At 62.6% G+C, this 24265-nt stretch carries 22 protein-coding genes; 10 read left to right on the forward strand and 12 right to left on the reverse strand.

Annotated features, from left to right (window positions below):
• Positions 1-2: 2 nt before the first annotated feature.
• Positions 3-425: a DUF4112 domain-containing protein gene (locus ACQ66M_RS07990; RefSeq protein WP_350173434.1), complete on the reverse strand. Its 423-nt coding sequence runs from the start codon at positions 423-425 to the stop codon at positions 3-5.
• 99 nt (positions 426-524) lie between these two features.
• Here ACQ66M_RS07990 and ACQ66M_RS07995 point away from each other — a divergent pair, with 99 nt between their 5' ends.
• Together ACQ66M_RS07995 and ACQ66M_RS08000 are read left to right on the forward strand one after the other, a co-directional pair.
• Positions 525-866 (forward strand): DUF952 domain-containing protein, encoded by a 342-nt coding sequence (locus ACQ66M_RS07995; RefSeq protein WP_430403032.1) that lies wholly within the window; start codon positions 525-527, stop codon positions 864-866.
• The gene (locus ACQ66M_RS08000) at positions 866-1918 is read left to right on the forward strand and encodes a quinone-dependent dihydroorotate dehydrogenase (protein WP_430403034.1); all 1053 of its coding nucleotides are present in this window, start codon (positions 866-868) and stop codon (positions 1916-1918) included. The genes ACQ66M_RS07995 and ACQ66M_RS08000 overlap by 1 nt, the downstream gene beginning before the upstream one ends.
• On the opposite strand, the gene ACQ66M_RS08005 is transcribed toward ACQ66M_RS08000, so the two are convergent.
• From ACQ66M_RS08005 to ACQ66M_RS08015, 3 genes are read right to left on the reverse strand one after another with little or no spacing between them, the layout of a single operon-like run.
• Positions 1881-3146 carry an MATE family efflux transporter gene (locus tag ACQ66M_RS08005; protein ID WP_430403036.1) on the reverse strand — a complete coding sequence of 422 codons (1266 nt, stop codon included), beginning with the start codon at positions 3144-3146 and terminating at the stop codon, positions 1881-1883. The two genes, ACQ66M_RS08000 and ACQ66M_RS08005, sit on opposite strands and share 38 nt — an antisense overlap.
• Before the next feature lie 51 nt (positions 3147-3197).
• Positions 3198-3941: a phosphatase PAP2 family protein gene (locus ACQ66M_RS08010; RefSeq protein WP_430403038.1), complete on the reverse strand. Its 744-nt coding sequence runs from the start codon at positions 3939-3941 to the stop codon at positions 3198-3200.
• 53 nt (positions 3942-3994) lie between these two features.
• On the reverse strand, positions 3995-5308 hold the full coding sequence (locus ACQ66M_RS08015) for a dicarboxylate/amino acid:cation symporter (protein WP_350173444.1): 1314 nt from the start codon (positions 5306-5308) through the stop codon (positions 3995-3997).
• 132 nt (positions 5309-5440) lie between these two features.
• Between ACQ66M_RS08015 and hrpB the strand changes: the two genes are divergently transcribed.
• Positions 5441-7882 carry an ATP-dependent helicase HrpB gene (hrpB, locus tag ACQ66M_RS08020; RefSeq protein ID WP_430403040.1) on the forward strand — a complete coding sequence of 814 codons (2442 nt, stop codon included), beginning with the start codon at positions 5441-5443 and terminating at the stop codon, positions 7880-7882.
• Positions 7883-7933: 51 nt separating this feature from the next.
• Positions 7934-8380 (forward strand): OmpA family protein, encoded by a 447-nt coding sequence (locus ACQ66M_RS08025; protein WP_430403042.1) that lies wholly within the window; start codon positions 7934-7936, stop codon positions 8378-8380.
• 2 nt (positions 8381-8382) lie between these two features.
• Here ACQ66M_RS08025 and ACQ66M_RS08030 read toward each other — a convergent pair whose 3' ends face one another.
• The 6 genes from ACQ66M_RS08030 to ACQ66M_RS08055 form a co-directional block, all read right to left on the reverse strand.
• Entirely contained in the window at positions 8383-8808 is a 426-nt protein-coding gene (locus ACQ66M_RS08030; RefSeq protein ID WP_430403044.1) for a hypothetical protein, read from the reverse strand.
• Positions 8809-8874: 66 nt separating this feature from the next.
• Entirely contained in the window at positions 8875-9522 is a 648-nt protein-coding gene (locus ACQ66M_RS08035) for a pseudouridine synthase (RefSeq protein ID WP_430403046.1), read from the reverse strand.
• The gene (locus ACQ66M_RS08040; protein ID WP_430403048.1) at positions 9519-10949 is read right to left on the reverse strand and encodes a sensor histidine kinase; all 1431 of its coding nucleotides are present in this window, start codon (positions 10947-10949) and stop codon (positions 9519-9521) included. Before ACQ66M_RS08040 ends, ACQ66M_RS08035 begins: the two co-directional genes overlap by 4 nt.
• Before the next feature lie 15 nt (positions 10950-10964).
• The gene (locus ACQ66M_RS08045; protein ID WP_350173456.1) at positions 10965-12410 is read right to left on the reverse strand and encodes a dihydrolipoyl dehydrogenase family protein; all 1446 of its coding nucleotides are present in this window, start codon (positions 12408-12410) and stop codon (positions 10965-10967) included.
• On the reverse strand, positions 12410-13159 hold the full coding sequence (locus ACQ66M_RS08050) for a TVP38/TMEM64 family protein (RefSeq protein WP_430403050.1): 750 nt from the start codon (positions 13157-13159) through the stop codon (positions 12410-12412). Before ACQ66M_RS08050 ends, ACQ66M_RS08045 begins: the two co-directional genes overlap by 1 nt.
• Positions 13146-13946, reverse strand: a complete 801-nt coding sequence (locus tag ACQ66M_RS08055; RefSeq protein WP_430403052.1) for a DUF547 domain-containing protein — start codon at positions 13944-13946, stop codon at positions 13146-13148. Before ACQ66M_RS08055 ends, ACQ66M_RS08050 begins: the two co-directional genes overlap by 14 nt.
• A gap of 181 nt (positions 13947-14127) precedes the next feature.
• Between ACQ66M_RS08055 and ACQ66M_RS08060 the strand changes: the two genes are divergently transcribed.
• Positions 14128-15267: an aromatic ring-hydroxylating oxygenase subunit alpha gene (locus tag ACQ66M_RS08060; RefSeq protein ID WP_430403054.1), complete on the forward strand. Its 1140-nt coding sequence runs from the start codon at positions 14128-14130 to the stop codon at positions 15265-15267.
• 13 nt (positions 15268-15280) lie between these two features.
• Here ACQ66M_RS08060 and ACQ66M_RS08065 read toward each other — a convergent pair whose 3' ends face one another.
• Positions 15281-16462 (reverse strand): serine hydrolase domain-containing protein, encoded by a 1182-nt coding sequence (locus ACQ66M_RS08065; RefSeq protein ID WP_430403056.1) that lies wholly within the window; start codon positions 16460-16462, stop codon positions 15281-15283.
• Positions 16463-16679: 217 nt separating this feature from the next.
• On the opposite strand from ACQ66M_RS08065, the gene rpmH reads away from it, so the two are divergent.
• From rpmH to ACQ66M_RS08090, 5 genes are all read left to right on the forward strand, one after another.
• The gene (gene rpmH / locus ACQ66M_RS08070; RefSeq protein WP_034738102.1) at positions 16680-16814 is read left to right on the forward strand and encodes a 50S ribosomal protein L34; all 135 of its coding nucleotides are present in this window, start codon (positions 16680-16682) and stop codon (positions 16812-16814) included.
• A 44-nt stretch (positions 16815-16858) separates the two neighbouring features.
• Positions 16859-17227, forward strand: coding sequence for a ribonuclease P protein component (gene rnpA, locus ACQ66M_RS08075; protein ID WP_350173466.1), 369 nt, complete (start codon positions 16859-16861; stop codon positions 17225-17227).
• Between the two features lie 54 nt (positions 17228-17281).
• A complete protein-coding gene (gene yidC / locus ACQ66M_RS08080) occupies positions 17282-19111 on the forward strand; it encodes a membrane protein insertase YidC (protein WP_430403058.1) in 1830 nt (609 codons plus the stop codon).
• 3 nt (positions 19112-19114) lie between these two features.
• Positions 19115-19756, forward strand: a complete 642-nt coding sequence (gene yihA, locus ACQ66M_RS08085; RefSeq protein WP_350173470.1) for a ribosome biogenesis GTP-binding protein YihA/YsxC — start codon at positions 19115-19117, stop codon at positions 19754-19756.
• 262 nt (positions 19757-20018) lie between these two features.
• Positions 20019-22079, forward strand: coding sequence for a TonB-dependent receptor (locus tag ACQ66M_RS08090; protein ID WP_430403060.1), 2061 nt, complete (start codon positions 20019-20021; stop codon positions 22077-22079).
• A 9-nt stretch (positions 22080-22088) separates the two neighbouring features.
• Here the strand turns inward: ACQ66M_RS08090 and ACQ66M_RS08095 are convergent, their stop codons facing one another.
• Positions 22089-24248: a penicillin acylase family protein gene (locus ACQ66M_RS08095; RefSeq protein WP_430403062.1), complete on the reverse strand. Its 2160-nt coding sequence runs from the start codon at positions 24246-24248 to the stop codon at positions 22089-22091.
• Between the last annotated feature and the right edge of the window lie 17 nt (positions 24249-24265).

Here is a 24265-nt window from a genome sequence, read left to right on the forward strand (position 1 = left end):
TCTCAGACGGGCGCTTTTCCCCTGGCCAGATGGCGCTTGGCCTTGCGGGTGAGATGTTTTTCTATCACCTTGAAATTCTTGGTGTTTGACTTGAAAAAGAAATCAAAGACATCGCCCACAAGCGGTATCGCACCGATCACGGTATCAAACAGCAGGTTCCAGCCGATATGGGCAATGGCTAGCGGGTGCAGCTTCAGTCGGATGGCGGTAAACAGTGAATAGGTTCCGGCAAGCCCCGTTGCCACGTCTCCCGCGACGGGCACCAGTCCCAGGACGGAGTCGATACCAAACCGCATGCCCATGACTGAGAACTGCGAATCCAGCATACGTGCAAGCGTGTCGAGCTTGCGCAACTCCTCCTGCACGGTCCGTCCGTTTTCCAGCCGGACATTCATGAGGGCAGCATCTGCTACGTCATTGGCCACGCACTATCCTTCAATACCACTGCCCGCAGGATCGCACAAAGCGGCTGCGACTCAAGGCGCGAGTTGCCGTGACCGTCAAAGCCTGCTGAAACGCCAGCCATGAGCAACACGCATGTCTACAAACTTCTGACGCTGACAGACTGGGCCAGGGCGCAGGCCGATGGTGTCACGGCAACGGCCCTGGACACGGCTGACGGCTATGTTCACCTCTCCACGCGCGATACCGCCGCCGAGACAGCGCGGCTGCATTATGCAGGCCAGAAAGACGTCCGGTTGCTTGAGTTCGCGGTGGCGGACCTGTCTCCGCTCAAGTGGGAACCCAGCCGGGGCGGCGCCCTGTTCCCCCATCTCTATGGCGCGCTTGACATCAGCCGGGCCACACGCAGCTGGACCCTCATGCTGGACGCCAGTGGCGCACCCGTGCTGCCGGAGGATTTCTGATGAGCCTGACAGATATCGGTGTCGCGGTGGTGAAGTTCCTGCCGCCCGAAGCGGCGCATACCGCCACGATCCGGGCGCTCGAAAAAGGCCTGGGTGCGCCCTTGCGGGCCCCTGAACCCGATCCGGTACTGGCGACCGTTTTGCCGAAATCCGGATTGAAACTGTCCGCACCTGTTGGCCTTGCAGCAGGGTTTGACAAGAATTGCGAGGTTCCCTCGGCGATGGCCCGGTTCGGCTTCGGCTTTCTGGAGTGCGGGACTGTGACACCCCTGCCCCAGCCGGGAAATCCTAAACCCCGCCTGTTCCGCCTGACTGAAGACCAGGCGGTCATAAACCGGATGGGGTTCAACAATTTCGGTCTCGACTATTTCGTGAGGCGCCTTTCGAAATACCGGGCACCTGTGCCACTTGGCGCCAATGTCGGCGCCAACAAGGAGAGCGCAGACCGGATCGCCGACTATGTCCGGGGCATTGAAGCGGTCGCGCCCCATGCAGCCTATGTTACGGTCAACATCTCGTCGCCCAATACGCCGGGCCTGCGCGGACTGCAGGACAAGGCGTCGCTTGAGGCCCTGCTGTCGGCCTGTGGCGAGGCTGAACGATGCGGCAAGCCTGTCTTCCTGAAAGTCGCGCCCGATCTGGATCCCGAGGCGATTGCGGACATTGTCGGTGTCGTGCGCAACCAGGGTTCCTGGCTCGCGGGCCTGATCATCTCGAACACGACGCTTGCCCGGCCGGACAGCCTGACCAGCCGGGACAAGGCGCAGGCCGGCGGCCTGTCAGGTGCGCCGCTGATGGCCCCGTCAACGGCAGTTCTCAAGGCGTTTGCAAGGGCGCTGAATGGCGAATTCGACCTGATCGGCGTTGGCGGCGTCGCCAGCGCGGGAGACGCCTACGCGAAGATCCGCGCAGGCGCGAACGCCGTGCAGCTCTATTCGGCGCTGGTCTATTCGGGGCCGGGCCTCGTTGCCGATATCCATCGCGGCCTTGCAGCCTTGCTGAAAGCCGACGGTTTCACGACGCTGGCGCAGGCGGTCGGGACAGACCTCTGAACAGTCCCGGCACGAACCAGCCCAGCGCTGCGGCGCGATAGACGTACATGGCGAGGAAGGCGGCCCACACACCAGCATTTCCGAAGGCGGGGCGTAGCAGCATGTCCGTCGCCAGGTAAAGCACAGCCGAGATCACGCCGGCCGTTCGCAGGGCCTTGCCCTGTGTCGTGCCGAGGAACAGGCCATCGAGCTGCCAGGCTGCGACGCCAAGGACCGGAACGGCTGCACAATAGGGCAGGAAATCCAGTGCTGCGCGCCGCGCTTCGGGGTCTGCGATGAAGGCCTCGATGACCCAGCCGCCCAGAAGGATATAGGTCAGCGCGAACAGGATTCCGAAGGCGAAAGCGAATTCGGACGTCAGCCGCATCGCGCGCCCAAGCCGCTTGCCATCAGCCGCGCCATAGGCCTCTCCGGCTTCCTTCTCGGCAACGAATGCAAACCCGTCGAGCACGAAAGCGGCCACGGTGATGAATTGCAGCAGGACCTCGTTGCCCGCTGTCGCAGCCGTGCTGATCAAAGTGCCGGACCGGACAAACCAGCCAAAGCAGAAGACCAGCGCAAGCGTCCGGATCATGATGTCGCGATTGGCCGAGAACAGCGCATAGAGTTTGGCAGGATCGAACAGGCGGGCGGGCGACCTGAAGCCCCCGCGCACCATGACGAGACCCACGGCGAGTGCTGTCCATTCCGCAATCGCCGTACCGGCACCAATGCCTGACGGGCCGAGTTGCAGGCCCACAACGAACCATACATCCAGAACGACATTGACGCCGTTCAGAACGATCTGGAAGGCGAGCATCTGTCCCGTCTTTCCGGTGCCCAATAGCCAGCCGGTAATGCCGAGCCCCATGAGATAGGCGGGTGCGCCGAAGATGCGCGCGTTGAAATAACCTGCCGCGAGCGATTCAACTTCAGCCGTGCCGGCGAAGGCGGCGAAGGTCAGCCATCTCAAAAGGGGAGACAGGAGGAAGAGGCCGAGGCCGATTGCGCCGCCGAGCATCAGCGTCCGCAACAGTATGGCGCGCACCTCCGGCCTGTCGCCGCGGCCACTGGCCTGCGCCGACAGGCCCGTCGTGGACATGCGCAGGAAGCCAAAACCCCAATAGATAAAGCTGTAGACGACAGCGGCGATGGCAACGGCGGCGAGGTCTGCCTTGTCGCCGAACCGGCCCATGACGGCCGTGTCAACAAGCCCGGTCGTGGCCGTGGCTGCCTGGGCGAGGACCACTGGGATCGCGAGGGAAACGACTTTCCGGCGGGTGAGCATCGTTGTCCTGGTCTAGGTCAGCGCCGTGTAGAATGTGCGCGCAAAGGGCAGGGCGTACCATGCGTAGAGGGGGGCGGTAAGGGTGAAGCAGGCCAGCAGGAGGGGGGTGGTGCGACCTGGGGAAGGCATGGGGGGCGTGCGGCTCAGCGCCCAGGAGAGCACGGTAAGCACGCCTGCGCCCAGGGCCAGCCCGGCCAGCGCATCACTTGGCCAGTGCGCCCCAATATAGATGCGCGAGAACGCGATCAGGACAATAAGAAGGACCAGCGCGGTGGTTGCAACCCATTTCGCCGCGCCCTTCAGCGAGGTGAATGCCATCAGTATCATCGTTCCATAGATGAGAGCGGCGTTCGCTGCATGGCCGCTCGGGAAGCTGAAGGCATCCGCGCCCGAATAAAGCTCTGCCGTGGGGCGGACACGCGCGAGGGTGGCCTTGATTGTACTGACGACGAGGGGCAGGAGCAGGAAGGCTGTCACCGTCGCCGCCACCGCTCCCCAGGCGCGCCGGGCTGCGTATGTCGCCACGATCAGGAGGCCGATGAAGATCAGGTAGGCGCTGTCACCCAGTGACGTGATGACGAGCATCACGTCTGTCAGTACAGGTTCACGCCAGCGCGAAACCTGACGGGCAGTTGCGGCATCGAACGGGTTAGCATTCCAGACGCCGGCCACGCCGAGCGTCAGGAGCGTGAAGACAAGCAGACAGACTGCGCCTGCGGTCAGATGTCTTGCTCGGGCGTGATTATATGGTTTCATTGGTTCTGTGCATGAGCCCGCCGGCATGTCATCCCAGCGGCGGAGGCCGGTCCCTAGACCGGGTCGCGCGCCCGGAAGACGTCCTCATCGAGTTCGCCTTCCCACTTTGCCACCGCCGTTGCTACGGCGAGGTCGCCGGTCACGTTGGTGACGGTACGCATCATGTCCAGTATGCGGTCGAACGGGAACAGAAGCGCGATGATCAGGACGGTCTGGTCCGGGGATACGCCGACCACACTGAGCGTCGTGGCCGCGAGAAACAGGCTGACGGACGGAATGCCCGCCGTGCCGATGGACACAAGCGTCGCCATGATCGCGATGGTGAAATACATGCTGGCCGTCATCGGCAGGCCAAGTGCCTGTGCTGCAAACAGGGCGATCAGACCCTGGTAAAGAGCCGTGCCATCCATGTTGATCGTGGCGCCGAGTGGCAGGACCGAGGAGGCAATCGGCTTGCCGATACCAAGGTTTTCCCTGGCACAGGACATCGTCATCGGCAGGGTGGCGTTCGAGGATGACGTCGAGAAGGCAACAGCCTGCGCATCGACCGCGCCGCGGAAGAAGGCAAACAGAGGCAAGCGTAAAACGAACTTTATCATCGCGCCGTAAGTGAACAGGATGTGCAGGCCGCAGGCGATATAGAGTGCGGCGGTCATCTTTCCGAGTACGGCGAGGATCGTCAGGCCGCGGTCGCCCATGACCCAGGCCATAAGGGCGAACACGCCGAGCGGTGCTGTTTCCATCACGATCAGCGTCAGCTTCATCATCGCCTCGGCCGCGCTGTTCATCACCGACGCCAGCGGCTTGCCGGCGTCGCCGGACATCAGGATGCCGATGGCGAACATGATGGCGAAGAAGATGATCGGCAGAACATCGCCATTCGCCATGGAAGCAACGGGATTGGTCGGTATGATCGACAGCAATGTGTGCATCAATTGTTCAGCGACACTGCCCGGCTGCGGGTTGGCAGCCAGCTGGGCGCGGGCGCTTTCCATATCGGCCGTGTTGACCGTATTCGTATCGAAACCGGCGCCCGGCTGGATGAGGCTGCCGATCAGCAGGCCGAACGAGACAGCGATCAGGGTTGTGCACATATAAAGGCCCAGAGCCCGGCCACCGAGGCTGCCCAGCTTTTTCGGGTCGCCCATGGCCAGAACGCCAGAGACAAGTGTCGTGAAGATCAGCGGGACAACCAGCATCTTGATCAGGTTGATGAAAGCGTCGCCAATCGGCTTTGCCCAGGCCGTGACATTGGCACCTGCCGCCTCTGCGCCCATGATCTGCCGCAGGATGAGGCCCGTGAGTGCGCCAAGCACAAGGCCGACCATCACGCGCTTCCACAGATCTATCCGAAACCACCAGCCCATACATTACTCCTGCTCAGCCTGAAGAAGTGACGGTAGGGCGGCTTGGTGGGGATGAAAACCCCTTGAGCGCGATGCGCCGCGCGGAGCGCAGGCATTGCGTCTCCTGGCCCTGGCACTCTATGTCTGCCCACGATGCGTGCAGGCAGTGTCCCCCTTCCGATTGATGACGTGCTGGCCGAGGTCTGCGCGGCCCTGCGCGATGGCCGTCGGCTGGTGCTGGCGGCGCCGCCGGGGGCAGGCAAAACCACACGTGTCCCCCTGGCGTTGGCGGGGCTCCTGGATCAGGCCGCAAGCATGCAGGGCCGCATCCTGTTGCTGGAACCGCGGCGGGTGGCGGCCCGCATGGCCGCGATGCGGATGGCAAAAAGTCTCGGCGAACCGCTTGGCCAGACAATTGGTCTGACAACGCGCATTGACCGCAAAGTGTCTGGCGCAACGCGAATTGAAGTGATTACCGACGGCTTGTTCACGCGTCGCATCCTGTCGGACCCGGAGATGACAGGTGTCGGCGCGGTGATCTTTGACGAATTCCACGAGCGGCGCCTGAATGCCGATCTTGGTCTCGCCCTGGCGCTGGAAGCGCAGGGCGTGCTGAACCCGGACCTGCGCCTGCTGATCATGTCGGCGACGCTGGACACGGCGCGCGTGGCCGGGGCGATTGACGCGCCCGTGATTGAAAGCGCCGGGCGACAGTTCAATGTGGAAACCCGCTATCTCGGGCGATCGGCTGATCGGATTGAGGACAGGATGGCCGCCGCAGTCCGGCGGGCACTGCGCGAAGAAGACGGGTCCATTCTCGCTTTCCTGCCGGGTGCGCGCGAAATTTCCCGCGTCGCAGAGCGGCTCGAGGAGCTGCCGGATGGATGCACGGTTGCGCCCCTGTTCGGGGCCTTGTCACCTGCCGAACAGGACGCGGCGGTCTCACCGCCAGCGCCGGGCACACGCAAGATCGTGCTCGCCACCGACATTGCCGAGAGCGCGCTGACAATCGAGGGCGTAACGATCGTGATCGATAGCGGCCTTGCGCGTGTTGCCCAGGATGACGCGGGCGGCCTTGGCCAGCGCCTGACGACGGTCAAGGCATCGCGCGCGTCGGTGGACCAGAGGCGGGGCAGGGCAGGGCGCACGGCGCCGGGCGTCTGCTATCGGCTGTGGGACGAGGCGGCAACACGGGGCCTGGTTGCGGCCCCGCAGCCGGAAATCCTCAGTAGCGACCTGTCGGGGCTGGTTCTTGCGCTGGCCGAATGGGGCGAACGGGATGCCGGCAACCTGACCTGGCTGGATGCCCCACCTGCCGGGAAGCTGAAGGCGGCAACCGCCATCCTGCGCCAGCTCGGCGCACTTGATGAAAGCGGCGGCCTGACGCCGCTCGGCGTCGAAATGGCGCGCCTGCCACTCGCACCGCGCCTCGCAGCCCTGGTCGCGAGCGCCCGGACGCCGGGCGAACGTGCGCTGGCGGCTGAGATTGCGGCGCTGGCTGGGGAGCGCGGCATTGGCGGCAATTCGGCAGACATCCGGGACAGACTGGCGCGGTTCCGCACGGATCGCTCGCCGCGCGCCCGCACATTGCAGCAGCAAGCCAGGACCTGGGGCAGGGGCGCTGCGCCGCAGGGTGATTTGGCGCGCCTGATGGCAAGCGCCTGGCCGGACCAGATCGCGCGGGCCCGCCCGGGCAGCGCCGGTGTCTACCTCCTCGCCTCCGGCCGGGCGGCCATGCTTGCCGAGACGGACGGGCTGGCGAAATCGGACTGGCTGGTCGTCGCTGATCTAGGCGGTGCCAGCGGGCAGGCGCGGATCACGCTGGCCGCACCGCTGAGCGAGGCCGATGCACTCGTGCTGGGCGGTGTCCAGACTGAGGACCGCGCCGAGTTTGATCCCAGGACAGCGCGCTTCACGGCGCGCCGGGTCCGCGCGATGGGCGCGATCGTGCTGTCCGAGGCACCCCTTCCCAGGCCCCCGCCGGGCGTTGCGGCGAAGGCGATGCTGGATGCGGTATTGGCTGAGGGGCTCGACGCGATTGGTGCCGAGCGTGTTGTTGACGAGACGCTGGGGCGGCTGGCCGTGCTTGAACGGGCAAGACTGATCGAGTCCTCCGGCACGACAAAGGTGCAGTTGCGCGAACGTGCAGAGGAATGGCTGATGCCATTGCTGAAGCAGCAGGGCGCGCGCGTGCCGAGCGATGGCCACGTGCGGGACGCGCTGATCTCGTCACTGGACTGGCCCGTTCAGGACGCCTTGCGCCTGCATGCGCCCCTGTCGCTGACGTTGCCATCGGGGCAGGCGACGTCGGTCGATTACATTGATCCGCGCGCGCCGCTCGTTTCAGCGCGGGCGCAGGCCTTTTACGGGCTCAGCAGCCATCCAGCGATTGCCTCGGGCCGTGTGCCGGTGACCGTTGAACTCCTGTCGCCGGGCATGAAGCCGGCGGCGACCACGCAGGACCTGCCGCGCTTCTGGGACAATGGCTATCACGACATGGCAAAGGACATGCGCGGGCGCTATCCGAGGCATGACTGGCCGGAGGCGCCTGCGGCGGCCCGCCCGCATGAGGGCCGAACGAAGAAACGGCTTTGACGGGGAACCATTCCGTCCGTAGGGGATTGGTCAATGCCTCTGGAGGGTCTCATGAAAAACCAATACTTGCTGTTCGCGCCACTTTTGATGGTCGCCTGCGTGTCAAACCCTGCGCCGCCAGTCGCGCCGGCAGGGCCTGAGGCTGTCGCGGCGGCGCCCGACTGCTCCTTGGAAACCTTCGCGATCTATTTCGATGAAGGCGCGAGCGAGCTGTCGGATGAGTCCGACGCTGTTGTTGATGCCGTCTCGGACACGTTTGCGCGCTGTGACCTCTACAAGATGGAAATTGAAGGCCATGCCGATGCGAGCGGCGATGCGGTCACGAACCAGGCGATATCAGCTGCGCGGGCCGAGGCCGTTCTGGCGGCGCTCAGGACACGCGGCGTCGATGCTGAGCGTGTTCATCTCGTGGCGTCTGGTGAAAAAGGCGCCGTGACGGATGAAGGCGCAGTACCGATCAATCGCAGGACTGAAGTGCGCCTCGTTCCCGAAAGCTGAATTCAGTGGGGGCGGCTTGAATCCATGCCCCAGTCCATGCCCATCGTCATTTTCATCCAGTCTGCAAAAGTTGCAGGTTTCTCGAGTGATTTCGGATCGAGTGTACCGAATGAGACGAGCGGTCCGTCCTTGCCTTCAAGACGGACACCCCTGACATGCACATTGCTGTTTTGCCAGTCATTATGGCTGCGCGTGTCGAGGATGAGCATGACCTGCTGGCCGCCCTTGCCCTCCAGGTCGCGTCCGAAGACCAGCCCGTAGACATTTTCGCGGCCCCACAGACCACGGCTGGCGGCCTGGCGTGCACCGTCGAGCAGAACCTCGTCCCAGAGCAGGTTGCGGCGCCATTGCAGGACATGCATGCGATCGGCATTCACGATCTTGATGTCGACATGATGGAGGGACAGGCGAACGATTTCGGCGTGCATTGGCGGGCTCCTCAATATCGAAAAACGATATATCGAGCCTTTCACCAAGTCAATACTGGCCCTGGCTCAGAAGGGGCAGGGGCTCTCGAATGTCATTCGCTCATTGCTGGCCGGCTGGATCAGTTCCAGCCGCGTCGCGTGAAGGTGCAGCCGGGGCGCGGCGGCCAGGGCCTCGGGATGGGCATAGAGATCGTCGCCAAGAATTGGGTGCCCGATGGTCGCAAGATGCAGCCTCAGCTGGTGCGTGCGCCCTGTAAGCGGCGTCAGGTCGAGGCGGACGCCCTGCGCATGCGTGCCAATGGTGACATAGCTGGTCTGGCTGGGCTTGCCATCGGCATGGTCAACCTTCTGGCGCGGCCTGTTGGGCCAGTCCTGGCCAAGCGGCAGGTCTATCTGCCCGGTTGGGGGCGTGGGCTGGCCCCAGACATCTGCCACATAGGTTTTCCCGATCACGCCTTTCTCGAACTGGACCGACAGTCGCTTTTGCGACGTCTTCGAGCGGGCGAACAAGAGGAGACCGCTGGTCGACATGTCGAGCCTGTGCACGGTCAATACCTCGGGATAGTCTGTTCGGATCCGGGAAAGCGCGCAGTCGGCCTTGTCCGGTCCCCGTCCGGGCACGGATAACAGCTCGGCTGGTTTATCGATGACGATCAGGTCTGCGTCGACATGGACGTAACAGACTTTGGCCTTCGGCGGGGCGTAGGCATTCACGCGCCCAGGCCCGGCAATGTCAGACGGAAAACCGTGCCGTCCGGTCCGGTGCGGGCCAGGATAAGATCGCCGCCCATGCCCTGCGCGAGTTCTCGCGCGATAACCAGGCCAAGACCGGTGCCATTGCGGCGTGTGCTGCCGGCAAAGGGCTTGAACAGGTTCTCCTGCGCCGGGCCAGGCAGTCCGGGGCCGGTATCGGCTACATCTAATCCGTGGCCGGAAGCAGATACAATGATTCGGGCGCTTCCGTCGGTCTGTGCACTCATCGCCTCTGCGGCGTTACGCAGAAGATTGCTGACAATGCGGTGCAAATGGTCAGGGTCCGCATCGAGTTTCTGTTCCGACGGCACCTTGTTGTCCCAAACGACCCCTGGATAGATCGCGAGGGCTTCGCCTGCCGCTTCTTCGAGTATGGGATGTAGGGACACGCGCTCGATGCGGGGTGCTTGAGGGGTGGCCTTGCCATAATCGAGCGTATCCGTGGCAAGGCTGATCGCGCGCTCGAGCGCACGTTCAAGGCGCGGGGCCGCTTTCTGTACTCGCGGGTCCTCCGATCGCGCGAGCACGTCAGAGACGAGCTGCGCCGATGCGAGCGAGTTGCGCAGGTCATGGTTGATCTTGGCGACAGCCGAACCAAGCTCAGCAAGGTGGGCCCGGTTGCGGAAACTGGACGCGACGGTTTCTTCCATTTCGGCCAGGGCATTCTGGGCCCGGCCGATCTCGTCGCGCCGGCGCGTGGGTGTCAGGCGCCGGGTCCAGGCGCCGGGATCATTGCGGAACTGTTCGGCGCTGAGTGTTACGCGGCGCATCGGGCGTACGACCAGCAAGTGAAGCATGACATAGATGATGCCGGCGGCGACAAAGGCAATCAGGAGCGACAGTGCTGCAATGCGGCGTGCATAGGCTGATATGTCTGCCTTCAAAGGCGCCTGCGGCACGACAATTTCGATCACCCGGCCAGGCGCAGAGCCATCCGCGAGAATGACGAGAACACGGTCATCCGGCGCGAAGAAGGCGCCCATCGCGGAAAACGACCGGCTGACCATGGTCGATTCCCGCAGGTCGAGCCCGTACATATTGCCCGTGATGGGTTGCTGCGCTGACAGGAGCTGGAAGCGCATGTCGTCCTCAATTTCCGTCACCGCCAGAACTTCTGCGCTCCTCAGCAGATCGTCTGACAGTTCGTCGGACACGTTGCGCGACGGGGCGGCGTCGAGGGCGAGGGCGGCGGTACGGGCGGCCTGGACACGTTCCTGGAGCCAGGCATTGCGGAAGCCCGAGGCGCTGGGCAGGAAAATCAGCGCTTCAACCAGCAGGATCGACGCCAGAGTCAGGACAAACAGGCGAAATGACAGGCTTTCGTACCAGCGCGAGGACGATGGTGCGGGCAAGTCGCGTGAAGGGGCGGTCCGGATGTCGTCGTTCACCCAGCGTGAACTAGCTTACGGGATGCGTTGGAGCAAGCCGACAAGACGCTTCGCAGAGGGGCTGAACAGCGTATCCGTGAAGTGTGCGGATGCCGCCCGCTTCACCACTTCAGAGCGGGTCGGATAGGGTGAGATGAAATTGGTGAGGTCTTTCACCTTCAGACCGTTCGACATGGCCACGCCGATGACCTGCAGGATCTCACCGGCGCCCTCGCCAACAATCGAGGCGCCCACAAGAGAGCCCTTGCGGATGACCAGCTTGGCTTCGCCGAGAGTCTTGTCCTCGGCAATGGCCCGGTCATTCTCGTGGAAGGCGAATGAGGAAGTGGCGATGTCGTCACCATGCTTTTCGCGCGCTTCAGCTTCGGTCATGCCGATCTGGGCGACTTCCGGAGATGTGTAGGTCACCGACGGGATGGGCAGGCTGTCGGCCTTTGTGCCCTGCTTGAAGAAGGCGCGGCGGGCGAAGACGGAGGCGTGCCAGCCGGCAATATGCGTGAACTGTTCGCGCCCGGCCGCATCCCCCAGTGCCCAGACACGTGGATTGCTGCGTGAGCGGAGATTGTCGCCGACAATGACGCCCTTGCGGTCATGATCGACCTTTCCGGCCTCCAGGCTCAACCCGTCCAGCATGGTGCGCCGGCCGACGGCGACCAGAAGGTGACTGCCTTCGACCACGGGCGATGTGCCATCATGCTCAGTGTGGACCTGGATCCGCTTGGCGTCCGTGGACACGCGCACGGCCTTGTGGCCTTCAAGGATGGTGACGCCTTCCTTGCGCAGGGCGCCGATTGCAACGGCCGCATGGGCCGGATCTGACTTGCCAAGCGCCCGGCCCATTTCAATCACGGTCGTTTTCGCGCCAAGCCGGGTAAAGGCCTGCGCCATTTCCATACCGATGGGGCCGCCGCCGAGAATGACCAGATGCTCCGGGAAATCCGGCATCGAGAAAATGGTTTCATTGGTCAGGTAGGGCGCCTCCGCCAGACCCTCGATGGGCGGGATGAAGGCGGTCGAGCCTGTGGCGACGACAATGCGCCGGGCACGGGTGCGACTTGTCGCGGACCTGATCGTGTCCGGGTCGGCGAAGCGCGCCGCCTCGCGGATAACCGTCACACCAAGGCCTTCAAACCGTTCCTGGCTGTCGACCGGGGCAATTGTCTCAATGGCTTTGCGGACATGCGCCTTCACGGCGTTCCAGTCGGTCGTGGGCGCCGAGACGGCGATGCCATACCTGGCTGCGTCTCGCGCAGACTGGGCCGCCTTTGCTGCGCTGAGCAGGGCCTTGGACGGTACGCAGCCATAGTTGAGGCAGTCACCGCCCATTTCATGCTTTTCGTAGAGGACAACCTTCAGGCCGAACATGGCCGCGCCTGCCGCTGCGGAGAGGCCGCCGGATCCTGCGCCGATGACAACCAGGTCTGCCTTGTAATCCGTGACCGGGAGATTCGTGTCGTGCATCAGCTTGCGCTTTCCAGCTTGGCAGCTTTTTTTGAGAAGAGTTTCTTGTAGGCGACCGGGATCAGCGACACCACGCCGAGTGCGGCGAAAGCGGGCACCAGGTTCCTGGCGATGTTCGCAATGTTCGGGTCCTCGCCGGCGGCGAAGGTCGCGCCGAGGCCGGCCCCGATCCATGTATAGGCGATGACGCCGGGAATGATGCCGAGCGCGGTGGTGATGGCATAGTCGCGGTATTTCGCGCCGAGGACGGCGGGCGCGATATTGGCAACCGGGAAGGGCACAATGGGCAGGAAGCGCAGGGCGAACATGTAGGACAGCGCATCTTCCTGAAAGCCGCGCTCCATCTTCTTGACAAAAGGCCCTGCCCGCTCGCGCAAGGCGGCGCCGACTGATGTGCGGGCCGCGAAGAACAGCAGGCTTGCGCCCAGCGTTGCGCCAGCCACGGTGGCAGGTGTGCCACCATACAGTCCGAACAGGAAGCCGCCTGCAATCGTGATCCAGAGCGCGCCGGGGATCATGAACAGTGTCGCGGCGGCATAGATCAGCACATAGGCGCCTACAGCCAGGACCAGGTGTTCACTGACAAAGCCGCGCAGGGCATCCTGCTGTGTGCGCAGGGTTTCAAGAGAGAAATAGTCGAACAGGCCGAACGCCCAGGACGCGAGAAGCCCGGCGCCGATCACGTAGAGCGGCCAGAGTCGGATTGCGAGCGGGGTTGGCTTGGGGGCGGGCGTATTATTGGGTGTCATTGAGTGACCAGTCATAATCGTGGGAGCGGATCTTCGGTTTGGCGCGTATCTGCGAGGCAAGGCCAGTATCGGCATATTTCAGCAAATGGTCGATGACGGATTGTTTCGAACCGCCGAAATCAGCGAGAAACCAGTCATAGATGGAGGAGACGACAAGTCCGCGGTCTGTGACGGTTACGCCGCGGGGATTGTTGACATAGGCACGGGCGGCAGCGTCAATATCCCTGTCCAGCGTCGCTGGTTCCCAGGCCTTGTGCATGAGGTTCGGGCAGCTGAACGCGGCACAATTGATTGCGTAATGCACGCGCGGATCATTGAATGTGGGCCGCAGGATCCTGTGCTCGATATCATCGAGCGACACATCACGCCCGCCTGCGGTCACGATGATCCTTTTCCAGGGCCCGCCGAAGATGTGTCCGTCCCTGATTGAGTCAATGGGGTATTTCTGAGCAATGTATCGGACGGTGACGGCATTGTAGAGGTTTGCCCACGCCGCGAAGGCAGCATTGTCCGATCCGGACAGGTCCATGCCGGCAAATCCGGCAATGTAGGCGTCAAGGGCGGCCATGTCGGCCGGATTGGATTTGAGTGCGCCATAGTCGACCCGGTTCACGCCATCATCGGAGGCGTGGACGTATTTCTCCAGCAGGCGTGTCCATTCGGTGTGCTGGGCCCTGGCCATATCGGTGTCCTCGCTTGTGCTGGCCGTGATATTCCGGGCCTCGGCCGGCAGGGCAAGCGGCAGGGTCATCAGGGCGGCGGCGAGCAGGGCTCGGGAGAGTTGCATGGCGAAAGGTCCTCGGACTGTGGCCGAGACATAATCCATCCGCGGTGACAGCGCCCGTAACGCTTCTGCCGCGCGCGATCAAACACGCGTGATCGGGAGGGCGGCTGTGGCCGTTCCTGTGCCCCTCAGCCTTGTCGACAAAAGTTGACGCATGTGTCACGTTTGAGGCGGGAGGATCATCATGACACATCAGTTGCCCGGCCTGGACGCCGAAGAGATCGCACGGGTGAGACAGCCCCTGGCCACGGCCAGCACCCTGCCGCCCGCAGCCTATACACGCGACGACATCTTTGCCCGGGAGACCGAAGCGATATTCCGCAAGAGCTGGCTGCCGCTCGCCCGCGTCGACCAGGTCGCCAGGCGCGGGGATTATCTGTCGATGGACCTGCTGGGCCAGCCGATCATGATCGTGCACGGCCATGATGGCCAGATCCGGGTCATGTCGCGTACCTGCCTCCACCGTGCTGCGCAGGTCGCAGAGGGTTCTGGCAACCGCAAACTGTTCACCTGTCCCTATCATGCCTGGAGCTATGACACGTCAGGCCAGCTCATCCGGGCCCCGCTGATGGATGGCGCAGAGGCCTTTGCAGAACCGGCGTGCCGGCTGCCGCAGGTTCGCATGGAAATCTGGCAGGGGTTCATCCTGGCGAATTTCGATGCGAATGCCGCGCCCTTCGCGCCGCAAGTCACGACGTTCGCGGCCTATTTCGAGGCGTTCAGGCTCAATGAAATGGCCGTTGTCCGCACGCTTGAATTCGACAGCCAGTGGAACTGGAAGGTCCTGGTCGAGAATTTCATGGAGGCCTACCACCATGTCGCGGTTCATCCGGACACTTTCGAACCGGCCTATCATGCACGCGATTCCCGCATACCGGACAATGACGGCCCCTGGTCCATTCTTCACATGCCCGCGGCCCATTCCGATATGCCGCCCGGCTTGCCGCCGGTCGAGGGACTGGAGGACTGGCAGGCGCGCGACCTGTTCGCCAGCGTTCTTTACCCGCATTTCCTGCTCGGCATCCAGGGCAGCGTGCTGACCTGGTACCAGCTGTTTCCCGAAGCGGCAGACAGGCTGACGCTCAGGATTCACATTTGTGTTCCGGCGGACGACACGGCGTTCGAAGGCTTTGATCTCATCGCTGAAGAAATCAGCCAGATGGTCACAGCCATCCACCTGGAAGATATCGGCGCCAATGACACCGTCTGGAAAGGCCTCAACGCCCCGATGACCGCTCAGGGCCGTTTGTCACCGCTCGAGAAGGCGATCTGGCAATATAATCAATGGTGGCTGGAACAGATGCTGCCTGAAGGCGGCGCGTGACGCGCCGGGGGCGCTATTTCGCGCCGCCAGCCGATTCCGCGTCGATTTCCATCCAGTCTTGGGCCGGCAGATTATAGGCCATGTCCATGACCTCGAACCCGATACCCACCGGCAGGCGCGAACTGGAATTCCACAGCGCCACGACGCCGGTGTCGCGTTCCGGATCGAACAGGATCAGCGATCTGTAGCCTTCGACGGCGCCGCGGTGACCGATCACGCGCGTGCCGGCGTCGCCATATTTGTACACCCGCCAGCCAAGGGCATAGCGCGCGTCGCGCATGTGGCCCCTGTAGCGGCGGCTCAGGCCGGATTGTTCGCGGCGCGTGTAGATCCGCGGCGTTTGCATCATTTCCAGGGCGGTCTCGCTCAGGACGTCCGGAACCAGACCCATTTGTGCGCGGGCATAGAGCGCAAGATCACGAATTGATCCGTTCACGCCGCCGGCTGCGGGCACGCGATAATAGTCGTCATTGACGATTTTGGCTTTGGGCGGACCGGCATCCCTCGCGCGCTTGGCATGGGGCCGTGCCCAGGATTGCGATGCTTCGAGGCCTGCCCTGTCAATGCTGGCCGTGACCATGCCGAGCGGCTTGAACAGCGACGCATCCACGGCGTCGGCATATTTGCTGTTGGTCACCTGTTCGACCACTTCAGCCACCGCGTCGAATGCGACATTCTGATAGGTATGGCACTCCCCGATCGCGCAGATGGATTTCAGGCCGCGCAGGCTGTTGCGGATTTCGGTCGGGTCGCGGCCGTCTTCCAGGCTCGTATCATAGGCATTCGACACGATGCCCAGCCGGTGGGACAGCACATCTTCCAGTGTCGCCTGCGTTTCGCCCCCGCCAGGCAGGCGCAGCGACGTCTTGAACTTCGATACCGTGTCGGAAAGGTTCAGCCGGGCTTCCCCGGCAAGGATGGCCACCTGACTGGCAGCGACGCCTTTCGAGAGCGAGGCCCAGCGGAACACGGTCTCGTCGGTCACGGGCGGCCCGCCGAACTCGGTCACGCCATAGCCTTTGGCAAAGCGGATTTCGCCATTCTCGATGACTGCGACGGACAGGCCGACAATGTCTTCGTGGGCCGAGAGGCGCGTCAGGCGCTGGTCGAGGCGGTCATAATCGATGGTCTGGGCCAGGGCGGCGGGCGTAGCAGCGGCTAGCAGGCATAGCAGGGCCGGGCGGAGGAAACGCATGAACATCCTTCGATTCTTGCTGCCCACCCCTGGACTACAATGAACAAGACTTCCCCATCATGTAAAGGTATCCCATGACAATGGCTTGCCGGCGAGGCGGGACAGGCCAGAAATATGCGTCCCTGATGCCTTCGACTGTGTCACCCCGCCTTGACCTTGGTGCCCGTCGCCTGTATTGGCCCCTCTTTCCGAGACATTTCAGCCTTAGAGCAGACCCATGAAACGTACATTCCAGCCGAGCAACCTGCGCCGCAAGCGTACCCATGGTTTCCGCCTTCGCATGGCGACCAAGAATGGCCGCAAGGTTCTGGCACGTCGCCGGGCAAAAGGCCGCAAGGAACTGTCCGCTTAAGGCGAACAGGTTCTCCGCCCAGCCTGAAAGGCCGGGAGCTGCCCATGGCGCAAGACAATACAGACAAGCCGATTGAGGTCGTTCGCCTTGCGAAGCGGCCTCAATTCCTTTTTGTGCGCGGTGGCAGGGCCGAACGGCGCAAATCGCTTGTGGTTCAGGCAAGGCAGCGCGCCGGCGATACCCCCGGATCGCATATTGGCGAAGGGTTCACGGCGACAAAAAAAGTCGGCAATGCCGTCACGCGCAACCGGGCCAAGCGCCGCCTCCGCGAAGCGGCCCGGCTGCTATTGCCGCGACTTGGACACCCCGGAACCGACTATGTCTTCATCGCCCGCGATGCCACCGCTGACATTGCCTGGCGGCGTTTGCTTGACGATATGGAAAGCGCGCTGATAAGCCTCGCCGCTAATTGACCGTGCCCCCTCGATCTGCGAGTGGGCGCCCAGAAACCTCCGGGACAAAAATTGATGGAAAAGCAAGACCAGCGCAATTTCCTGATCGCGATGGCTTTGATGGTTGCCTTTGTATTTGGCTACCAGAAAGTCTTCATGGAGCCTGCGCAAAAACGCTTCGAAGCCCAGCAGGCCGCGATCAAGGCGGACGAACAGAACGGCATGAGCGCGACCGAGCTCAGTACCGTTCCTGCGATTGCTGCGACCAGGACAGTCGAAGAAGCGATTGCGGGCCCCGGCCGCGTCAGGTTTGAAGGCGATTCCGTCGATGGATCGATCCGCCTTGCGGGCGCCCGCCTGGATGACCTCAGCCTGCGCAAGCACTACCTGACCGTCGAGAAGACCCAGGAAGTGCGGCTGTTCCGTCCGGAAGATGCCGAGTTCGGCTATTTCGCCACGTTCTACTGGGCTGACGGATCCTCGCTGGTCGCGGGTCGCAATTCCCCCTGGGTGCAGGTGGGACTGGGCAAGCTGACAACAGCGACGCCGATCACGCTGCGTCTTGAAACGCCTGGCCTGACGATTGACCGCAGGATCTCCGTCGACGCCAATTACATGTTCTCGTTCGAAGACACGCTGACCAATACCGGCGACACGGCGCGGTCAGTCCGGGCGATTGGCTCGGTCGAGCGACATGGCGATTACAAGGGCTTCCTTGAAGTGACGGACCCCGGCTCGGCCGGGGAAGGGGGCCTGGCGCATATGGGCCTGATGGGCGTGGTCGATGGCGACCTGCGCATGAAGAAATACAAGCCGCTGCTCGCCCTGAAAAATATTGACGGCGAAACCAGCGAAGGCACATTCCCTTCCACCGAGGGCGGCTGGTGGGGCCTGACCGACAAATACTGGATGGGATCGCTCATACCGCAGCAGGACCGCCCGTTCAACGGCATCGTCAACAAGAAGAGTATTGCCGCCGGCGGGCCGCTGGAAGTGCGCACCGAAAGCGAAGCCATCACTCTGGCACCGGGCGCGAGCGAGACAGTCGGCAACCGCATCTTTGCCGGCGCCAAGCGCTTTGAAGTGCTGCAGGCCTACCAGAACGAGGACGGCATCCCGCGCATGGTTGATGCCATCGACTGGGGCTGGGCCTTCTTCCTGACCAAGCCATTTTTCTATGTTCTCGAATATCTCGCCAGCAAGCTGAACTCATTCGGCTGGGCGATCCTGGCCTTTACCGTGCTGATCAAGCTGCCGCTCGTGCCGCTGTTCAACCAGAGCTACAAGTCGATGGCCAAGATGAAGAAGCTGCAGGAGCCGATGAAGGAGCTCAGCGAGCGCTTTGCGGCTGACCCGCAGCGAAAGCAGCAGGAAATCATGAAGCTGTACAAGCAGGAAGGCGCCAACCCGATTGGCGGCTGTGTCCCCATCCTGTTCACGATCCCGATCTTCTACGCGCTCTACAAGACCCTCTATGTGACGCTGGAAATGCGCCACACGCCTTTCCTGTTCCTGAGGGACCTGTCTGCGCCGGATCCGACCGCGATTGGCAACCTGTTCGGCCTGCTGCCCTGGGCGGCGGCCGACGTGAAGGCCGTTCCGGTGATCGGTATCATTATCGGTGTCGGGATCCTGCCGGTGCTCTATGGCCTGACCATGGCATCGCTGCAGAGCCTGAACCCGGCGCCGACCGACAAGACGCAGAAACTGGTGATCCAGGCCATGCCGATTGTCTTCACCTTCGTGTTCGGCGGTTTCGCCGCCGGCCTCGTCCTGTACTGGGTGTGGAGCAATATCCTGTCCTTTGCGCAGCAATATTTCATCATGCGCCGCAACGGGGTCGATACGGAACTTGGCAAGACGATCTCGCGCCTGCTGGGTCGCGAATCCAAGCCGGAGACCTGACCGATGGACACGCGCCCGGCACCGAGTGAAGACCAGATCGAAACCGGGCGCCTCCTGTTTGCCGGGCCGGTCGAATTCATCATGGGCGTGGTCGATCTCAAGGGCCTGCCACCAGCCGACCGCACCGAAGTGTGCTTTGCCGGGCGTTCCAATGTCGGCAAGTCGAGCCTGATCAATGCGCTGACCGGGCGCAACAAGCTGGCGCGCTCATCGGCCGAGCCGGGCCGGACGCGCGAACTCAACTATTTCACGGTCGGTGAAGACCAGCTCTATCTCGTCGACCTGCCGGGCTTTGGCTATGCCAAGGTCAGCCGGACGCAGGCCGAAGCCTGGATGAAGCTGACACGGTCTTATCTGCGCGGCCGCCCGAGCCTGCGCCGCGTCTTCCTCCTGGTCGATGCGCGCCGCGGCCTGATGGATACGGATGAAGAGGTCATGGCCATGCTGGACGGTTCGGCGGTGACCTACCAGGTGCTGCTGACCAAGGTCGACAAGCTCAACAAGGGCGAGGTCGATGCGCTGCAGGCCGATATCGAGGCGCGGCTGAAAAAGCATGGCGCAGCCCATCCGCTCGTCCTCGTCACCTCGTCCGAAAAGGGTTGGGGCATTGCCGAACTGCGCGCCGAGATCGCGGCGCTGCTTTAGCGGCTGCGCCAGCGGCACCTGACGGAGCGCTTGTCGTGTCGTCGTGAATGTCGAAGGGATGGACCGGCTCAGGTATCGGGGATCACGAGGCCGTACTTCCGGCGATGTCCGGAATGACGTGCCGCAAATGCAGACTGAACGGGCTGCGCGACCGGGACCTGCGACATCTCTGCAAATCATTCTCAGCAAAACTTGCAAACAATTCTCAGTCATGACATGAGCGCAACTGTAACTCATTCTCACTTGCAAGGTTGTCTGTCTCATGCGTTTTTTTGCTGCCAGTGCTCTGGTTCTGTCCGCTCTGTCAGCCGCCCCTGCCCTGGCAGACGATGGCGGCATTGAGGCTGATGAAACCCGGGTGATGGATGCGGTTGCCGTGTTGGGCACCTATCTTGCCAATGAGAAATTCAGTGGCACCAAAACACAGACGCTGATCATTGATGTGCCGCAGAGCCTGTCAGTGGTTACGCGCGAACAGATCGCCGAACAGGCCTTTACCGATATCGGCGATGTCCTGCGCTATACGCCCGGCGCGTCTGTCGGGCAGGGTGAAGGCCACCGCGACCAGATCACTCTGCGGGGCCAGAATTCGACGGCAGACTTCTTTATCGATGGCCTGCGCGACGATGTGCAGTATTTCCGCCCCCTGTATAATCTTGACCAGATCGAAATCCTGCGCGGATCGAACGCCATGATCTTCGGCCGCGGCGGTGGCGGCGGCGTTGTGAACCGCGTGACCAAGCGCCCCGATTTTGATGGCGACAGCGCCAGCCTGTCTGTCAGTGCCGATACGTTTGGTGAGATGTCGGGCAGCCTTGATTATAATACGGCCCTGAACGAGACCTCAGCTTTTCGGGTCAATGCGTTCGCTGAATCGCTGAACAATCACCGCGACCAGTTTGGCGGCGACCGGTTTGCCATCAATCCGACATTCGCCGCAAAGCTGGCGCCGGATACCCATCTGCTCCTGTCCTATGAATTCGTGGATGATGACCGGGTTGTCGATCGCGGCGTGCCATCAGACGGATCGGGCGCGCCGCTTGAGGGCTATGACACATTCTTCTTTGGTAGCGCGGACCAGAACAGGACGACCCTGCAGGCCAATATTGCCAGGGCCCGCCTGGATCACCGCTTTTCCGATACGCTGTCGGTCAATACCACGCTGCAATATGCCGACTATGACAAAGTGTACCAGAACATTTATGCCGCCAGTTATGACATGGGAGCGAATGCGCTGACCCTTGACGGCTACCAGGACAAGACAGGGCGTGAAAACGTTATTTTCCAGACCAATCTGGTTTCGGAATTTACGATGGGAGGGCTGGCGCACACATTGCTGGTCGGAGCCGAATATGCCGACCAGGCATCGGCCAATTCACGCAATGACAATGTGTTTGCCGACACCAATGATGACCAGACGATTGTTGCGCTGAGCCGTCCGCTTACTCTGCCGGATTTTGCGTTTTCCCAGCCTGTCCGCCACCGCGAGTCCGATGTCCAGGTCCTGTCCTTTTATGCCCAGGACCAGATTGACCTTGGCCAGTATTTCAAGCTGATCGCCGGTGTTCGGTTCGACCGGTTCGGGATTGACGTGAATGACATCCGCAATGCTGCCCGGTTCAGCCGCACCGATGAAGAGATCTCGCCGCGGCTTGGCATGATCTACAAGCCGGTGGAGAATGTTTCCGCCTATGCCAGCTACAGCAAATCCTTCCTTCCGCGTTCGGGCGATCAGTTCCTGGACCTGACGGATGCGAATTCGCAGCTTGAGCCGGAGGAATTCGACAATCAGGAAATCGGGATCAAATGGGACATTCATCCCTCACTGAGCCTGACAGCGGCGCTGTTCCGGCTTGACCGGGATACGACCGAGCGCACGGCAGACGGGGAAGACAGCTTTGTGACCACATCGCAAACCGAGGGATTTGAACTCCAGCTCGGTGGGCAGGCCAGTGATCGCTGGCGTGTGGATGTCGGCTACAGCTATCTTGATTCCGAGCTGGCGGACGGTTCAGCACGCAGCCAGGTGCCGACCCACATGTTTTCGGTGTGGAACCGCTATGACGTGTCGTCGCAGCTCGGACTTGGCCTTGGCGTGACCTATCAGGACGAGCAGTTTGCTTCGGCCAGCAATGCGGTCACCGTGCCGGATTTCACCCGCGTGGATGCAGGCATTTTCTACACGCTGCGCAATGGCACGGCGCTGCAACTGAATGTCGAGAACCTGCTGGACGAGGATTATTACGCCGCCGCGCACAATGACAATAACATCTCCCCCGGGGCGCCGCTTAATGCGCGACTCACCATCAGGACTGCGTTCTGATCCGGCAGGTCAGTCTTTTCCCGGACGATAGGCGCGCGTCGCGTTTGCCAGCGCATCTTCACGCGTGAGGTGGGCGGAGCGCCATTCTTCGGCGGCAAAGAGGGGGGCCTGGTCGGCATAGTGGGGTGAGGCCTTGTCGAGCGTGGCGCTGCCATAGGGACTGATGACGCGGGCCGCCTGGTGGCCCTGCCGGTCCCATTCGACGAGGGCGATCCATGTGTCGCCGGCTGTCATGTGCAGCTCGCCATCATCGCCCATGCCCGCGGGATAGACCGCGCGCAGCGTGTCGGGCCCGCCGCTGATCGGCAGGCTGACCGGGCCGCGCACGAGCCGGTTGACCTCGCCCCATTCCGGATCAATCCGGCCATGATGGACCATCAGCCATTCAACCGCCTCGCGGAAGGCCGTTTCGGGCCCCGGGGCAGGCATGTGTGTGTATTTCTCGGTGATTTCGCGCAATACGGTCAGTCCGCCGAGCGCGGCATATCGGCTGTCGGCATCCATGGTCATGTCCCACGCGGCGAGGCGTTTGGCAGCCTCGGCCATTTCCGGCTCCTGGCTCCAGTCAATCGCCAGCACGCGGGCTACGAGATTGGCGGCTTCGGATTGTTCAGCATAGGACGTGTCGAACTTCAGTGCGAGAAGGTCCGGCTCGTTGATCGGGGACGTGCCGTCGGTCAGTTCGATCATGCGCAGCGAGCGGTTGGTTTCGTTGGTCTGAAGGCCCATGGACTGGGGAAAGTCTTCCGATCGCAGATTGTCCGGGCCGTCAGTGGCACTGTAAGGCGTATTGTTGGAGTTGTAGACAAGGCCGGAGACAGGATTGACCAGTTTCGGAACATCGGTCCAGGGACGGTAGCCCTGCCAGATCAGGTCCGACCGGTCGCCCGGAAGGTCGCCGGACCAGTCCCAGGAATCATGGCGGGCGGGATATTGCCCATTGTGGATGAAGGCGACATTCGCGTCCCTGTCGGCATAGACGTAATTGATGCTGGGCAGGGCGTTCAGCGACATGGCGGTCATGAAACCGTCCATGTCTTCAGCCTTGTTCAGGCGGTAATACTGTTCCAGCTGGCGGATCTCGCCCATGCCGGCAAACCGTACCGCATAGGTGCCGTGGGCCGCCTTGATCACCGGGCCATGGGCCGAGCGCAGGACCTTGCGCCTGACCTTCAGCGCAAACGGCCCGGCCAGCCTGATGTTCAGCGTGGCCTCGGTCTCGTCGAAATCGACCCACGCGCCGTCCAGCTTGTACTGGCTGGCATTGTCCGGGTTCACCGTCAGGACATAGGTGTCAACAAGGTCCTGCGCGCTGACTGTATTGGCCCAGCCGAGATTCCGGTTGAATCCGTGAAGGATCACCGGCGTGCCGGGGAACAGGCCGCCGGTAATGTCGAGGCCCTCATCGGACGAGATCTGCGCCTCGTACCAGGCGACAGGGCCTGTCAGGGGCTGGTGGGAGTTGATGACGAGGCGGGTGACGTCATCCCCGGCGCGGCGGGCGGAGACGGCAATCGCGTTCGAGCCGCGCTCTGCCATGGTCCTCGGGCCGATCAGGAAGGCCTTGCGTCCGTCGGCCGGATCGAGCGCGATGGTCTGCGTGTAATCCTTGCCGAACAGCTCAAGAAAGGTTGCGTCAAGACCATAGAAGAAGGGCGTCTTGAACACGAATCCGGCCACCACATCCCGGCTCGTAAAGGGTGCAAGGCCGCGCCAGGTCGCCTTTGGGTGCTCAGCGGCGTAAAGGTTCAGTCCGGCGGCATAGGCATCGGCCAGGGCCTTCACATCGTCCGGCACGTCTGTCTCGTAACGCGCGTCCACCGTGTCCCACACGCCGAGCAGGGCGACGATATAGTCGAGCGGCGCGGCATCCCTTCCGCGATAGTCCGCCATGATGCCCCGGCCGGCCGCAACAGTCTCCTGGATGGTCTCGAAATCATCTTCGGCATGCGCATAGGCCAGACCGAAAGCGGCGTCGGCGTCGCGGGCGCCATGCACATGCGGCACGCCGTATTCGTCGCGGATCACTTCAGCGTCATAGTCTGCAGCTGCGGCGGCCAGTTCGCTGGCAGGAGGATTGGCAGGCAGCGGATCCCACAGGATGGTCCCGGCCACGACCAGCAGGACAAGCAAGAGCGCGCCAGCGCCCGTCAGGATGCGTTTTAACATGTCTTCCCCCAGTGTCT

Source organism: Hyphomonas sp., from assembly GCF_965284475.1.
Lineage (GTDB): Bacteria > Pseudomonadota > Alphaproteobacteria > Caulobacterales > Hyphomonadaceae > Hyphomonas.